This window comes from Pseudomonas sp. ASL3 (assembly GCF_056680425.1).
Genome location: NZ_CM155281.1, coordinates 1136182 through 1149758, shown reverse-complemented (window position 1 = coordinate 1149758; position 13577 = coordinate 1136182). Strand labels below are relative to the sequence as shown.

Below are 13577 nucleotides of genomic sequence, written 5' to 3'. Positions count from 1 at the left end.
ACACGTAGAGCAAAATGGTACAGAAATCAGCTACAAGCCCGGTAGATACAAGCTCTACGGTATCCAGACGCTTCTCCGTTGCGCCGATGATGGATTGGACCGATAGACATTGCCGTTTTTTCCTACGGCTTTTGTCGAAAAACACCCTCCTCTACACCGAGATGGTCACCACCGGCGCGCTTCTCAACGGCGATCACGACCGTTTCCTTCGCCACGACGAAGCGGAGCACCCACTAGCCCTGCAGCTAGGCGGCAGCGTCCCAGCCGACCTGGCAGCGTGCGCACGCATGGCTGAAGCCACCGGCTACGATGAGGTCAATCTGAACGTCGGCTGCCCAAGTGATCGAGTGCAGAACAATTTAATTGGTGCGGTGTTGATGGCGCATCCGGGGTTGGTGGCGGATTGTGTGAGGGCGATGCTGGATGCGGTGTCTATTCCGGTGACGGTGAAGCATCGGATCGGGATCAATGGCCGGGACAGTTACGCACAGTTGTGTGATTTTGTCGGGCAGGTGCATGAGGCCGGATGTACAAGCTTCACGGTGCATGCGCGGATTGCGATTCTTGAGGGGTTGTCGCCTAAAGAGAACCGCGATATTCCGCCGTTGCAATATGACGTGGCGGCCAGGTTGAAAGCGGATTTCCCCGATCTGGAAATTATCCTCAACGGCGGGATCAAGACGCTCGAGCAGTGCCATGAGCATCTGCAGGTATTCAATGGTGTGATGTTGGGGCGTGAGGCTTATCACAACCCTTATATTCTGGCCGACGTTGATCAGCAGCTGTTTGGCAGCTCCGCGCCGGTTATCTCTCGGGCGGAGGCGTTGGCGGCGTTGCGGCCTTATATCGCCGAGCACATTGCCAGCGGCGGTTCGATGCATCACATCACTCGTCATGTGCTGGGGCTTGGCACGGGCTTTCCGGGGGCACGGCGGTTTCGGCAGTTGCTGTCGGTCGATATCCATAAGGCGAAAGATCCGTTGGCGTTGCTCGATCAGGCTGCGCAGTTGCTGGAAGGTCGCTAGTCAAATCGTCGCTTGGGGAACAAGCTGTGCGGATCGGGCTCAAATGATTCTGGATCGCTTATCCGCTTCTTGGGGCATCGATAAGGATGCGCCCTTGAGTGGCTGGCAGCGCTCGGGTAATGTCATCTAACCGCACAGGACAGAGCACACTCATGACTTCCAAGCTGGATCAACTCAAAAAAATTACCACTGTGGTCGCTGACACTGGCGATTTTGATGCCATCGCCCGCCTCAAGCCGGTGGATGCTACGACCAACCCTTCTTTGCTGCTTAAAGCCGCCTCCAGTTCGAACAATGCCGAACTGCTCGCGAAAGCTTTCAGCGGTAGCAAAAACGATATTGGCCTGGCCTGCGATCGTTTTGCCGTCGCTATCGGTCAAAAAATTCTGAATGTTGTGCCGGGGCGTGTGTCCACTGAAGTGGACTCCCGGTTGTCGTTCGATACCCACGCCATGATCGAACGCGCCGAGCGTCTGGTCGGTCTCTACGATGACGCGGGCATTGGCCGCGACCGGATTCTGATCAAACTGGCGTCGACCTGGGAAGGCATTCGTGCTGCCGAAAAGCTTGAAAAAAACGGCATCCAGACCAACCTCACCCTGCTGTTCTCGTTCGCCCAGGCGGTTGCCTGTGCCGAGGCCGGTGTGTTCTTGATCTCGCCGTTCGTAGGGCGGATTTACGACTGGTACAAAAAGTCGGCCGGCCATGACTTTGTCGGTGCCGAAGATCCAGGTGTGCAGTCTGTCACCAGGATCTACAACTACTACAAGTCCAATGACTACAAGACCGTGGTCATGGGCGCCAGCTTCCGCAACCTTGGCCAGATAGAGCAATTGGCCGGCTGTGATCGCCTGACCATCAGCCCGGACTTGCTGGAACAGCTGTCGCAGGACAACGGCACGCTGGAGCGCAAACTGGCGCCGGGCAATACCGGTGAAGCGCGTCAAAGCCTCAACGAAAACCAGTTCCGCTGGGCGTCGAATGAAGACGCGATGGCAACCGAGAAGCTGGCCGAAGGTATTCGTCAGTTCGCTCGCGATCAGGAAAAACTCGAGGCATTGCTCGCCGCCAAGGCCTGAATGCATCAAAGGGCGGCACCTTTACAGGTCCGCCCTTTTTAATTCCCGTGTCCCTGCTGTCGTGTCAGCAGCGCTGGTTGCTCTCAGTTCCGTTCGAGGGCATTGACCAGATCGTGAAACGCCTCGCGATTCGAGTCGTTCAGGCCCATCAAGATCTTGTGCGCCTCCAACACCTTGGCTTTCACCACTTCTTCGGACTGATCCTGCGACGGCAAATCGGTCAGGGACTCAGGGCATCTGATCGGCCGATCAACGATGTTGAACACCTGATCGAAGCCCATCGACTGCAACAGCCGGGTGATGTCTTCGTGGGTGGTGACAACGGTCGGCAATAGCCCTACTTTTTGTCGCGACATGATCGACAGCTTGGCCAGCAAGCCGAGCGTCGTACTGTCGATGCTGCGGGTTTCGGTCAAATCGATCACGATTGCGGAAAAATTCCGCGAGGTGAAAATTCTTTCAATAGTTGTATCCAAAGCCGAACAGAGTGTCAGACGCACTTCACCCACGAATTTGAGGACAAAGGTGCCTTCTTGCTCGGCGAACTGGATTCTACCAGTACTCATTAAAGATTCCTGCTCAACACCAACAAGGCGATATCATCCGGCATCTCCCCTAGCGTGGCCAATCCAAAAACCTGACGCAGGCCATCCAGGCTGCCGCCCGCCGTCTTCACCATTTGAGGTAACACGGCTTCTTTCTCTTTGAGTGTATCACCCGGTAAAAGGTCCAAAATCCCATCAGAAAGTAAGGTCAGACTGAAGGTCTCAGGCAAGTCCAGTACGTGATCCTGATAGGTTGCCTCATTGAACAGTCCGACCGGCAGGCCACGGCCTTCCAGATAGTGGACATCCGTGGGCGTGTACAGAATCGGCAACGGCAGATGGCCGCCGATACTGTAGGTCAATTTCCCGGTTTCTTCGTCGATGACACCGCCCACCATGGTCACATGCTTGCCCAGGTTGCAGTTGATCAATCCACGGTTGATATGGCCCAGCACTTCCGAAGGCTTGAAGTCCGGCATGGCGCCGTTACGCTTGAATTCGAACAACAGGCGCGTGGTCATGAATTTCAGTAGAACCGTGACAAAGGCCGACGAAGCCCCATGCCCGGATACGTCGGCGAGATAAAACGCCACGCGACGCTCATCGACCCGAAAGTAATCCACGAAATCACCGGACAGGTACAACGACGGGATAATTTCGTGGGCGAACTGGAACTGGTCGACCACCCAAGGGTTGACCGGCAGCATGTTCATTTGCACCTGACGACCGGCGTTCTGGTCTTCCTGGAGCAAATGCAGGCTGGCTTCGAGTTCGCGGTTAGCGGTTTCGAGCTTCTGGCGATAGCGCTGGTTTTCCAGCATCAGTCGCGCACGATCCAGGGCTCGACGCACCGAATGCTCAAGCACCGCCAGATCTTCCAGGGGTTTGACCAGATAATCGGCGGCGCCCAGGCGCAAAGCCTCGACGGCATCGTTCATGACCCCTGCCCCGGAAACGACGATCACCGGCATTTCGGGCGCAAGATTCGTTACCTGGCGGATCAGCTCGAGGCCGCCTACCTGAGGCATACGCAGGTCGCAGATCACAAGGTCGGGCTTTTTTTGCTCGAAGACCTGGAGGCCCTGCAAGCCATTGCTCGCTTGCAGGACGCTGAAGCCACTGTCTTCCAAATAGGCGGCGATGCTCGCGCGCACTACTTCGTCGTCATCGATTATCAGCAGCGTGGCACTGGTTTTCTGCATGTGGGCAAACGGCGCCAGAGTAGGTTGGCGTAGGCGGTTCGGTTTTACCGGACCGCGTACTGGATTCGCTTCTAGCCTCTCTAAAACAGCAGCGACAGACTTTTGGTCGCGCGCATTGCCATTCAAAGGTGCCCTTCAAGGCGCAGACGGTACTCCCATCCGCCGGGCGTTTCAAGCTCACGCCAAGGTCACGGAGTGTCTTTACATCGCAAATCACGTGGAGTTATAAGAATAGACAAATCAGCAACAGAATCGAAGGGCAAGCCATGAGCCAAAATGATCGGGACTACGCGGAGAAGAGAGATTACATCCGCATGCGTGTGGAGGCCGACATCACCCTGCTGTACGCCGGCCAGATTATTCCAGCGGTCTGCGTTGACCTGTCAAGCTCAGGCATGCAGGTGCATGTGCCGCGCTCGTTCAAGGTCGGAGACAAGCTGAGCGTGCGGATCGATTCCGACCATGCGGCGCTTAAAGGGCTGGAAGCTGAAACCGAGGTGGTCTGGCTGACAGATGAGGAGGAAGGCGGCCAGAAGCTGGGACTGACGATTATTTCAATGAATTGATACTTTTTTTGTCCGGTCCTTTTAACGGATAAAAAAGGCGACCCTGAGGTCGCCTTTTTTATCGCTCGGTGACGACTAAAAATCGTCTTCGACCTTGCCGTCTTTGATCTTGAACTCGCGGTTCTGCAAGTAGGCGTTACGGATGAACACGTATTTGTCACCGAGGATCAATTTCTCGGCCGACAGCAGGCTGGCACGAGTGTCGACAATACCAACGCCCTGGATCGTATTACGCGCCGGTATGTCGTTCATGTAACGGTACGGTGCGTCGTAAGTGTCAGGGTACTTGGCGAGGCCATCGCGCACGGTGCTAGGGCCAAACAACGGCAGAACCACGTAAGGGCCGCTAGGCACACCCCAATGCCCCAGGGTCTGACCGAAGTCTTCATCGTTGCGCTGCAAGCCCATTTTGGTGCCGACGTCGAAGAAGCCAGCCACACCGAGCGTGGTGTTCAAGAGCAGACGCGCCGTGTCGACGCCAGCGGCGTGCGGCTTGGCCTGCAATACATCGTTGGCGAAGTTGCGGACGTCGCCGATGTTGTTGAACATGTTGTGAATGCCGTCTTCGAGGAACTGCGGCGTGATGAACTGATAACCCTGTGCCAGAGGCTTCAGAGCGTAAGTATCAAGCGTGTCGTTGAAGCGGAAAATAACGCGATTGACCCCTTCCCACGGATCTTCATCAGCGGCTTGCGCAGCTATAGGAACCAACGCCACACCGACACAAAGGCACAGTTGAGCTAAACGATTGATAAAGCCTGCACCAGTCACGGGCATAGCTGACACTCCTGGTTAATGGTTCGGGCGCTATGCCCTGCAAGTCAAGACGGGCAGTATAAAGCCTTACGCAACGATTTAGGCACCCTGCCGGAACTGATAGTGCTAATGCACAACATCGATAACCGCCCCTGCCATCGGGCTTTCACGCGACTGTCATATAGCCCCCGTAGCGTAAGAGAATATTTCAGGGACGTTGCCATGCCTGCGCCACACACCAAACCCATTCTCGTACCTGCGCCCGCCTTCACAGCCTTGCTCTTTGGCCTCAGCGGCTGCCTGGTCGACTTCGGCGCTCGCGCTCCGGCTTTGTTGGCTCGGGGAGCGCTCAACGCTCAGCAGCAGGACGTACACGCCAAGATCAGCGAACAGGCCAACGTCACGCCTGGCGCTCTGACTATCCTGCAAACACTGAGCCGACAAGGCGTGCCCTGCGCCTGGCTGGAGGAGTTGCCCGGCAGTGTAAGCCAATGCCTGGCCACACCACTGGGCAAGTGGATTCAGCCGGCTGATCGCTCCAGCACCTGCGCCGACTGGCCTGCACCCGATGCGTGCTGGCAGGCGTTGATGACCTTGAATGTGAAACAACTGGATGGTTGCGTGCTGGTCAGCGGCGAACCACGCCTGTTGCAGTCCGGGCTCAACGCCGGACTCTGGACGGTCGGTCTGGCCTCCTGCGGCCCACTCTGCGGATTGTCACCCAGCGATTGGCAAGCGTTGACCAGCGCCGAACGCGAATACCGACGCGGTCAAGCCACCCTGCAACTGTATGGCCTTGGCGTGCATTCAGTGATCGATCACCTTGGGGAGCTCGCTTCCTGCCTTGCCGATATCAGCTTGCGCCGCACCAAGGGCGAGAAGCCGTGATCGTGTCTGCTTGATCAAGATCATGCACGCAGCTTCGGAGTGGATTAGTCTTAAGTAAACAGGGACCTTTAGCCCAGCGCCGGGGTCCATGCCAGAGACTATCCATAAAGGGAGCACGCTATGCCTGCCCGCGAACTGCAAGAACAACTCAACACCCTGCGCGAGCAACTGGAGCAGAACCCACCACTTTCCGAATCGGAACGCCAGAACCTGCACGAATTGATGCAGCAGATCGAAGACCAAATCAAACTGGAGTCCGTGACCAAGGATTCGAGCCTGTCCGACGGCGTCAATCTCGCCGTGGAACGCTTTGATCTGGAGCATCCAGCCATTGCCGGGACGCTGCGCAATATCATCCAGACCCTGGGCAACATGGGGATTTAAACCCGCCCGCAAAACACCTGAATCACCGACACAAAAAACCCGTCTTATCGACGGGTTTTTTGTTTACTGACGCGCCAGCCTGCGGTTCTCCAGGCTGATCACCTCGGTGCTGCGATAGGGGTTGATGTCCAACCCGCCGCGCCGCACGTAACGCGCGTAGACCGTCAGTTTTTCCGGCTTGAGAAGACGTTGCAGATCGAGAAAGATCCGCTCGACGCACTGTTCATGAAAGTCCGAATGCTGGCGGAAGCTGACGATATAGGCCAGCAGACTGGCATGATCCAGCGCCGCACCGCGATACTCCACGGCTACGCTACCCCAATCGGGCTGACTGGTGACCGGGCAATTGGATTTGAGCAGATGACTGTGCAGGCGTTCTTCGACCACCCGTGAATCATCGCAACGCAGCAGCTCTGGCCGTGGTGTTTCGTAGTTATTGATGCTCACATCCAGCTCATCGATGCAAACGCCGGGCAGCGACGCCACGCCTTCGCCTTCAATCTCGGCCAGACTGCGAATGCGCACGCCGACCGGTTTGCCGGCAGCCGCCGACAAATCCTTCTCCAGCGTCGCCATCAGCTCTGCACGATCAGCGAACGCGGTCTGGTTCAGCGAGTTGAGGTAGAGCTTGAACGACTTGGACTCAATGATATTTGGCGAGTCTGCCGGAATGCTGAACTCAGCGATGGCCACCACCGGCTTGCCCGACGGCAGCAACCAGGACAGCTCGTAGCAGTTCCAGAAATCGACACCTTGATAGGGCAAGGTTTCAGCCGTAAGCCCAAGCTCGGCCCATTTCGCCGCGCGCGGGATCGGGAACAGCAAGGACGGCGTGTAGGTGGCAATGTATTCACTGGACTTGCCCAGCGGCGAGTGTTCGGCTGCGGGATGCATGGCGGGGACCTGGGACTTGGCTAAATAATCTCCGCAAGTTTATAGGGTTTGCCCACAGCTTTCAGCGCCTAGTCGACAATGTTGATCTTGCCGACCATCCCCGCCTGATAATGCCCGGGAATATCGCAGGCAAATTCAAGATCGCTGGCCTTGCTGAACGTCCAGGTCAGCTCGGCGGTTTTGCCCGGCTCGACCAGAACACTGTTGGGATCGTCGTGTTTCATGGCCATCCCGTTTTTCATGGCGCTATGATCCATCGCCTCATGGTTGATGCCGGTCGGCATGAGCATGCCGCTTTGCTGCATCGCCAGCATTTCCTTCTGATGCTCGGCGTGCATGGCCGCGTCGCCGAGGTTGAACTCATGCAGCAACTGGCCCTTGTTGATCAGGACGAAGCGTACCGTCTCACCGGCTTTGACCTGCACGACCTTGGGTTCGAAAAACATATCACCCAAGGTCACCTCGACCGTACGCGTGGCCTGAGCAGCCGGGGCAGCGTGACCAAAGCTGAGGGTCTGGGCCGGGGAAGCCATCAGCGGCAGACTCAGCACCAGCAACCCCACAGCCACCACCAGGCGTATAAGCGACCCCATGAGACTTCTCCAAATAAGCGACAATCGATCACCTCATTGTAGAAAGGCTCCGCTGGCAGTTAGCTGACCGAAAGATTACAACTTTGTCAGCTTCGGTCCTTTCCGTTGCTCGCGTTATAAAGTACCGCTGCATAAAGCCCCGCTGCGTTCGTCACGAGTAGCCCATGAAACTACTGATCATCGAAGATCAACCCAAAACCGGCCACTACCTGCGTCAGGGCTTGAGCGAGGCTGGCTTCATCGCCGAACTGGTGGCTGATGGCACCACCGGTCAACACATGGCATTGAGCGGCGATTACGCGCTGCTGATCCTCGACGTGATGCTGCCCGGCCGCGACGGCTGGCAGATACTCCAGGCGGTGCGTAACGCCGGACTGGAGGCGCCGGTGCTGTTCCTTACCGCGCGCGATGCGGTGGAGGATCGGGTGCGCGGCCTTGAGCTGGGTGCCGATGACTATCTGGTCAAGCCCTTCGCCTTCTCCGAACTGCTCGCGCGGGTACGCAGCCTGCTACGCCGGGGCAGCAACGCCGCGCAGGAAACACACCTGCAACTGGCCGATTTGCGCCTCGACCTGCTGCGTCGACGTGTCGAGCGCAATGGGCAACGCATCGACCTGACGGCCAAGGAGTTCTCGCTGCTGGAACTGCTGTTGCGGCGTCAGGGCGAAGTGCTGCCTAAGTCGCTGATCGCTTCGCAGGTCTGGGACATGAACTTCGACAGCGACACCAACGTGATTGAAGTCGCGATCCGTCGCCTGCGCTTGAAAGTCGATGACGACTACCCAAACAAACTGATTCATACCGTGCGCGGCATGGGCTATGTCCTTGAAGAGCGCGCCCTGTGATGGGCCGCCTGTCCCTCGGCAGTCGTCTGGCACTGCTGTTCGCCGCCTGCACTGCCGTGGTGTCGTTGACCGCCGGTGTACTGTTCAACCGAGCCAGCGAGGCGCATTTCATCGAACTGGATCAGCAATTGCTCGACGGCAAGCTGCTAGCCCTGCGCACGACCTTGAAGGGCGTTGAAAGCCAAAACGATATCACTGCTCGACAAGCATCATTGCAGAGCGAACTCAGCCACCAGCCCGACCTGACGCTGCGTATCAGCGGCAACGACGGACGAATCTGGTTTGAGAGCCTGCCGACGCTACCGGTGACACTGCCGACACTCCCCGGGCTGCAAACCCTGCATAGCGCAGGGACTGACTACCGGGTATACACGACCTCGCTGGAGCCAGACAACGCTGGTTCACCGCAGCTGACGCTGCTGCTGGACATCACGCACCACCAACACTTTCTTGAGCGCATGCAGCGTTTGATCTGGCTGACGGTCGGCCTTTCTGCATTGGCCACGGCTTTGTTGGGCGCCTGGGCGGCCCGCAGCGGCTTGCGCCCACTCAGGCAAATGAGTGAAATCGCTGCCAGCGTCTCGGCCAGTTCGCTGACCACACGCCTGCCGCAAACGGACATGCCAGTGGAGCTGGCAGAACTGACGCAGGCGTTCAACGCCATGTTCGGGCGTCTCGACGACGCGTTTCAGCGACTCTCGGCGTTCTCCGCCGACATCGCCCATGAGCTGCGCACCCCGCTGTCGAACCTGCTGACCCACACTCAAGTCACCCTCACCCGCCCACGCCCGGTCGAGGACTACCGCGAAGCCCTGCTCAGTAACCTTGAGGAGTTGCAGTGGATGGCACAGATGGTCAACGACATGCTTTACCTGGCCAAGGCCGAACACGGCCTGCTTAATCCGACGCGAGAAACGCTGAAGCTCGAAGACGAAGCGGATGCGGTACTGGAATTTTTTGCCCCGCTGGCCGAGGAGGCGCGAGTGCGGCTGTCACGCGAGGGGCACGCCACGCTGGCCGGTGATCGCAACATGCTGCGCCGCGCGATCTCCAATCTGCTGGACAACGCCCTGCGCTTCACCCCGGCAGGCGGACAGGTGGCAATGCATATAACCCACTTGGCTCAAGCGGTGCAGCTGAGCATCGAAAACAGCGGCGCAACCATTCCGGCAGACGTTTTACCGCGTTTGTTCGATCGTTTTTTTCGTGCGGACCCGGCACGCCACGAAGGAAGTAGCGAGCATGCAGGGTTGGGGCTGGCCATTACCCAGTCGATCATCCGCGCCCATGGCGGGCAGATTCGTTGCGAATCGGCAGAGGGTTTGACGCGGTTTGTAATTGACCTACCAGCTTAGTTCCGGCGGCGAATGACAGGACGCCTTCGCGAATAAATTCGCTCCCACAATAGATCTCCGTACTCTGTGGGAGCGAATTTATTCGCGAATGGTTTTATTCGGTGCGCCTGACACACCGCTAGCAATCACTCATACCGCAACGCATACGCCGGCTGGATCTGTGCCGCGCGCCAGGCCGGGTACAGGGTGGCAAGGAAGCTCAGGATAAATCCGGCGCTGCAGATCAACACCACATCCCCACCTTGCAACTGCGATGGCAGGTTATTCACGAAGTACACATCGGAACTGAAGATGTGCTGACCGGTAACCCGCTCCAGCCAGCCCACCATCTCACTGACGTTGATCGCTGCAATCACTCCCAGAACGCCACCGATGATCGTGCCGACAACACCGATGACCGTACCCTGAACCATGAAGATCGTCATGATCTGCCCGGGCGTGGCGCCGATAGTGCGCAGGATGGCGATGTCAGCGCCCTTGTCGTTCACCACCATGATCAAGGTGGCGATGATGTTGAACGCCGCCACCGCGACAATCATCAGCAGCAACAGACCGATCATGGTCTTTTCCATCTTCATCGCGCTAAACAGGCTGCCCTGGCTGTGAGTCCAGTCATCGGCGCGGTAATCAGCGCCAAGACCGGCCACGATGGCCGCCGAGACCTGTGGCGCGGTGTACAGATCTTTCAGCGCCAGACGCACGCCTTGCACCTGACCAGGCTGCCAGTGCTGTATCTGCGCGGCGTCGGCAGCGTTGATCAGGGCCATGGTGCCATCGAGCTCGGCGCCGACCTTGAACACACCGACCACCGTCAGCCGTTGCAGGCGCGGGGTGATACCGCCCGCAGCAGTAGTGCTGGCTTCCGGCACGATCAGGGTCACTTTGTCACCGACATTCAGACGAAAGCGCCGCGCGGTGATTTCGCCGAGCACCACACCGAATTCGCCGGCCTTGAGGTCTTCCAGGCGACCCTGAGTGATGTGCTGGGCAACAATCGATACTTGGTGTTCCAGCGCCGGATCGACGCCGCTGATCTGAATCGGTTGCATCGAGCCCTTGTAGGAGAACATGCCTTCCATTTCGGTGAAGGGTACGGCAGCGGTGACCTCGGGATTTTTCATCGCGGCGGCGGCAACCGGCTTCCAGTCGTCGAGCGGCTTCACGCCAGCGATGACTGCGTGGGGCACCATGCCGAGAATGCGCGAGCTCATTTCACGCTGAAAACCATTCATCACCGACAGCACCACGATCATTGCCAACACGCCCAGCGCGAGGCCGATCATCGAGGTCATCGAAATGAACGAAATGAAATGATTGCGGCGCTTGGCGCGGGTATAGCGCGTGCCAATAAAGATCGATAACGGTCTGAACATTCGCGGAGCACCGTAGAAAAAAACGAAGACCCCGACGCAGCGACAACCTGCGCCGGGCTGACTGAATCAGGCAGCGATCAAACGACCATCTTCCAGACGCAATACACGGTCCATCTGTTGGGCCAGGCTCATATCGTGGGTCACGACCAGAAACGCCGTGCGCGACGAGGTGCTGAGCTCCAGCATCAAATCCTGAATACCTTGCGCCGTGTGATGGTCGAGGTTGCCGGTAGGCTCATCGAGCATCACCAGACCCGGTCGGTTGACCAGAGCCCGGGCAATCGCCACTCGCTGACGCTCGCCGCCGGACAGCTCCGACGGCTTGTGCGCCAGACGATGCCCCAGCCCTACCCGCTGCAGCAGCGCCGTGGCGCGCTGACGGGCTTCCGGGATCGGCGTGCGGCCGATCAACAGCGGCATGCAGACGTTCTCCAGCGCGGTGAACTCAGGCAACAGGTGGTGGAATTGATACACAAACCCCAGCGCCCGGTTACGCAACAGACCACGGGCTTTTTCGCCCAGGGCCGACAACTCTTCGCCTGCCAGCCACACGCTGCCCTGCGAAGGCGTATCCAGACCACCGAGCAGATTGAGCAAGGTACTTTTACCAGAACCCGAGCTGCCGACAATGGCTACACGCTCGCCTGGATGCAACTCCAGCTGCAAGCCCGACAGGACCACCACCGACTCCGGGCCTTCCTCGTAGGATTTGCCCAGGTTGCGGCAACTCAGCACTGCTTTATCACTCATGCCCAACTCACTCATAACGTAGCGCCTCCGCAGGCTGGGTGCGCGCCGCACGCCAGGCTGGATACAGGGTGGCGAGGAAACTCAGAACCAATGCGGCGCCGCAGACCAACAGCACGTCTTCGGCCATCAATTGCGAAGGCAGGTAGTCGATGAAGTAGACATCCGCACTGAGAAACTTGTGCCCGATCAGACCTTCGAGGGCGGAGATGGCAGCACTGACATTGAGCGCGGCGAAAATCCCCACCACAGCACCGATCAGCGTTCCGACCACACCGATGACCGTACCCTGCACCATGAAGATCGCCATGATCTCCCCAGGCGTGGCACCCAGGGTGCGCAGGATCGCGATGTCGCCCTTCTTGTCATTGACCACCATCACCAGCGTGGAAATGATGTTGAAGGCCGCAACCGCAACGATCAGCAACAACAGCAGGCCGATCATGGCTTTTTCCATACGGATCGCCTGATACAGGTTGCCGTGGGTACGGGTCCAGTCACGGGCATAAAACTCATGATCACCCAGCTTCTGGGCGATTTCCCATGATACGCGTGGCGCCTGGAACAGGTCGTCGAACTTCAGACGCAGCCCTTGCACCTGATCCGGCTTCCAGCGATGCAAGCGCGCCAGGTCAGTCAGGTTGGTCAGGCCAAGGTAGCCGTCCAGCTCACCAGCGCCGACATGGAAAATACCGACCACGGTAAAGCGCTTCATCCGCGGGAATATTCCGCCTGGCGTCACGGTGACTTCCGGGGTGACGAAGGTCAGCTTGTCACCGACACCAACGCCCAGATTGGTAGCCGCCTTGTCGCCGATAACAATGCCGAAGCTGTCGGGCGTCAGGTCGTCGAGGCGGCCCTGCTGCATGAAGCTGTCGATGATCGAGACCTTGCGCTCCTGCGCCGGATCGATCGCATTGAGCAACACCTTCTGCACTTTGCCGTTGTTGCTCAGCAAACCCTGCATCTGGGTGAATGGCGCAATCGCCAGCACCTGAGGGTTTGCCTTGACCTTGTCGGCCAGGCTCTGCCAGTCGTTGATCGGCTGATCGCCTTCGATGGTCGCGTGGGGCACCATGCCGAGCACGCGGGTGCGCATCTCATGATCGAAGCCATTCATCACCGATAACACGACGATCATCACGACAACGCCAAGGGCGAGGCCGATCATCGACGTCAGGGAAATGAAGGAGACAAAATGATTACGGCGTTTTGCACGGGTATAACGCGTGCCAATAAATACAAACAGAGGTCTGAACATGTCGGGGCTTGTTCGGAGGAAAGGGAACGTCCTTGTGGCGGGGCTTAACGAGCAGCTTTACACT

The 13577-nt window shown here is 58.1% G+C and carries 15 protein-coding genes; 7 read left to right on the top strand and 8 right to left on the bottom strand.

Going from position 1 to position 13577, the window contains the following annotated elements:
• Positions 1-14: 14 nt before the first annotated feature.
• Positions 15-1025: a tRNA dihydrouridine(20/20a) synthase DusA gene (gene dusA / locus AC1MEE_RS05135; protein WP_480414217.1), complete on the top strand. Its 1011-nt coding sequence runs from the start codon at positions 15-17 to the stop codon at positions 1023-1025.
• 152 nt (positions 1026-1177) lie between these two features.
• Entirely contained in the window at positions 1178-2104 is a 927-nt protein-coding gene (tal, locus tag AC1MEE_RS05130) for a transaldolase (RefSeq protein WP_480414215.1), read from the top strand.
• An 83-nt stretch (positions 2105-2187) separates the two neighbouring features.
• Here tal and rssC read toward each other — a convergent pair whose 3' ends face one another.
• Both rssC and rssB read right to left on the bottom strand, forming a co-directional pair.
• Positions 2188-2670 (bottom strand): anti-sigma factor antagonist RssC, encoded by a 483-nt coding sequence (gene rssC, locus AC1MEE_RS05125; RefSeq protein WP_480414213.1) that lies wholly within the window; start codon positions 2668-2670, stop codon positions 2188-2190.
• Positions 2670-3851, bottom strand: a complete 1182-nt coding sequence (gene rssB, locus AC1MEE_RS05120) for a two-component system response regulator RssB (protein WP_480414211.1) — start codon at positions 3849-3851, stop codon at positions 2670-2672. Before rssB ends, rssC begins: the two co-directional genes overlap by 1 nt.
• A 266-nt stretch (positions 3852-4117) precedes the next feature.
• Here rssB and AC1MEE_RS05115 point away from each other — a divergent pair, with 266 nt between their 5' ends.
• The gene (locus AC1MEE_RS05115; RefSeq protein WP_480414209.1) at positions 4118-4417 is read left to right on the top strand and encodes a PilZ domain-containing protein; all 300 of its coding nucleotides are present in this window, start codon (positions 4118-4120) and stop codon (positions 4415-4417) included.
• 75 nt (positions 4418-4492) lie between these two features.
• On the opposite strand, the gene AC1MEE_RS05110 is transcribed toward AC1MEE_RS05115, so the two are convergent.
• Positions 4493-5194: an MlaA family lipoprotein gene (locus AC1MEE_RS05110; protein ID WP_480414207.1), complete on the bottom strand. Its 702-nt coding sequence runs from the start codon at positions 5192-5194 to the stop codon at positions 4493-4495.
• Positions 5195-5395: 201 nt separating this feature from the next.
• On the opposite strand from AC1MEE_RS05110, the gene pcrP reads away from it, so the two are divergent.
• On the top strand, positions 5396-6061 hold the full coding sequence (pcrP, locus tag AC1MEE_RS05105; RefSeq protein ID WP_480414205.1) for an HAD superfamily inactivated hydrolase PcrP: 666 nt from the start codon (positions 5396-5398) through the stop codon (positions 6059-6061).
• Between the two features lie 120 nt (positions 6062-6181).
• On the top strand, positions 6182-6445 hold the full coding sequence (locus AC1MEE_RS05100; protein WP_480414203.1) for a DUF4404 family protein: 264 nt from the start codon (positions 6182-6184) through the stop codon (positions 6443-6445).
• Positions 6446-6508: 63 nt separating this feature from the next.
• On the opposite strand, the gene queF is transcribed toward AC1MEE_RS05100, so the two are convergent.
• Positions 6509-7339, bottom strand: coding sequence for an NADPH-dependent 7-cyano-7-deazaguanine reductase QueF (gene queF, locus AC1MEE_RS05095; protein WP_480414201.1), 831 nt, complete (start codon positions 7337-7339; stop codon positions 6509-6511).
• 68 nt (positions 7340-7407) lie between these two features.
• Positions 7408-7932, bottom strand: coding sequence for a copper-resistant cuproprotein CopI (gene copI, locus AC1MEE_RS05090; RefSeq protein WP_480414199.1), 525 nt, complete (start codon positions 7930-7932; stop codon positions 7408-7410).
• 164 nt (positions 7933-8096) lie between these two features.
• Here copI and AC1MEE_RS05085 point away from each other — a divergent pair, with 164 nt between their 5' ends.
• Together AC1MEE_RS05085 and AC1MEE_RS05080 are read left to right on the top strand one after the other, a co-directional pair.
• A complete protein-coding gene (locus tag AC1MEE_RS05085; protein ID WP_480414197.1) occupies positions 8097-8777 on the top strand; it encodes a heavy metal response regulator transcription factor in 681 nt (226 codons plus the stop codon).
• Positions 8777-10132 (top strand): heavy metal sensor histidine kinase, encoded by a 1356-nt coding sequence (locus tag AC1MEE_RS05080; protein ID WP_480414195.1) that lies wholly within the window; start codon positions 8777-8779, stop codon positions 10130-10132. The genes AC1MEE_RS05085 and AC1MEE_RS05080 overlap by 1 nt, the downstream gene beginning before the upstream one ends.
• A 125-nt stretch (positions 10133-10257) precedes the next feature.
• Here the strand turns inward: AC1MEE_RS05080 and AC1MEE_RS05075 are convergent, their stop codons facing one another.
• The 3 genes from AC1MEE_RS05075 to AC1MEE_RS05065 form a co-directional block, all read right to left on the bottom strand.
• Complete coding sequence (locus AC1MEE_RS05075; RefSeq protein WP_480414193.1) at positions 10258-11505, bottom strand: lipoprotein-releasing ABC transporter permease subunit; 1248 nt, start codon at positions 11503-11505, stop codon at positions 10258-10260.
• A gap of 66 nt (positions 11506-11571) precedes the next feature.
• Positions 11572-12255: a lipoprotein-releasing ABC transporter ATP-binding protein LolD gene (lolD, locus tag AC1MEE_RS05070; protein ID WP_480414191.1), complete on the bottom strand. Its 684-nt coding sequence runs from the start codon at positions 12253-12255 to the stop codon at positions 11572-11574.
• A gap of 7 nt (positions 12256-12262) precedes the next feature.
• Complete coding sequence (locus tag AC1MEE_RS05065) at positions 12263-13513, bottom strand: lipoprotein-releasing ABC transporter permease subunit (protein WP_480414189.1); 1251 nt, start codon at positions 13511-13513, stop codon at positions 12263-12265.
• Positions 13514-13577: the final 64 nt, after the last annotated feature.

Coding starts and splice junctions, on each gene's coding strand:
- pcrP (WP_480414205.1), top strand. CDS start 5,396: ATGCCTGCGCCACACACCAAACCCATTCTCGTACCTGCGCCCGCCTTC.
- queF (WP_480414201.1), bottom strand. CDS start 7,339: ATGCATCCCGCAGCCGAACACTCGCCGCTGGGCAAGTCCAGTGAATAC.
- copI (WP_480414199.1), bottom strand. CDS start 7,932: ATGGGGTCGCTTATACGCCTGGTGGTGGCTGTGGGGTTGCTGGTGCTG.
- dusA (WP_480414217.1), top strand. CDS start 15: ATGGTACAGAAATCAGCTACAAGCCCGGTAGATACAAGCTCTACGGTA.
- AC1MEE_RS05100 (WP_480414203.1), top strand. CDS start 6,182: ATGCCTGCCCGCGAACTGCAAGAACAACTCAACACCCTGCGCGAGCAA.
- lolD (WP_480414191.1), bottom strand. CDS start 12,255: ATGAGTGATAAAGCAGTGCTGAGTTGCCGCAACCTGGGCAAATCCTAC.
- AC1MEE_RS05115 (WP_480414209.1), top strand. CDS start 4,118: ATGAGCCAAAATGATCGGGACTACGCGGAGAAGAGAGATTACATCCGC.
- AC1MEE_RS05110 (WP_480414207.1), bottom strand. CDS start 5,194: ATGCCCGTGACTGGTGCAGGCTTTATCAATCGTTTAGCTCAACTGTGC.
- AC1MEE_RS05085 (WP_480414197.1), top strand. CDS start 8,097: ATGAAACTACTGATCATCGAAGATCAACCCAAAACCGGCCACTACCTG.
- rssB (WP_480414211.1), bottom strand. CDS start 3,851: ATGCAGAAAACCAGTGCCACGCTGCTGATAATCGATGACGACGAAGTA.
- AC1MEE_RS05075 (WP_480414193.1), bottom strand. CDS start 11,505: ATGTTCAGACCGTTATCGATCTTTATTGGCACGCGCTATACCCGCGCC.
- AC1MEE_RS05080 (WP_480414195.1), top strand. CDS start 8,777: ATGGGCCGCCTGTCCCTCGGCAGTCGTCTGGCACTGCTGTTCGCCGCC.
- rssC (WP_480414213.1), bottom strand. CDS start 2,670: ATGAGTACTGGTAGAATCCAGTTCGCCGAGCAAGAAGGCACCTTTGTC.
- tal (WP_480414215.1), top strand. CDS start 1,178: ATGACTTCCAAGCTGGATCAACTCAAAAAAATTACCACTGTGGTCGCT.
- AC1MEE_RS05065 (WP_480414189.1), bottom strand. CDS start 13,513: ATGTTCAGACCTCTGTTTGTATTTATTGGCACGCGTTATACCCGTGCA.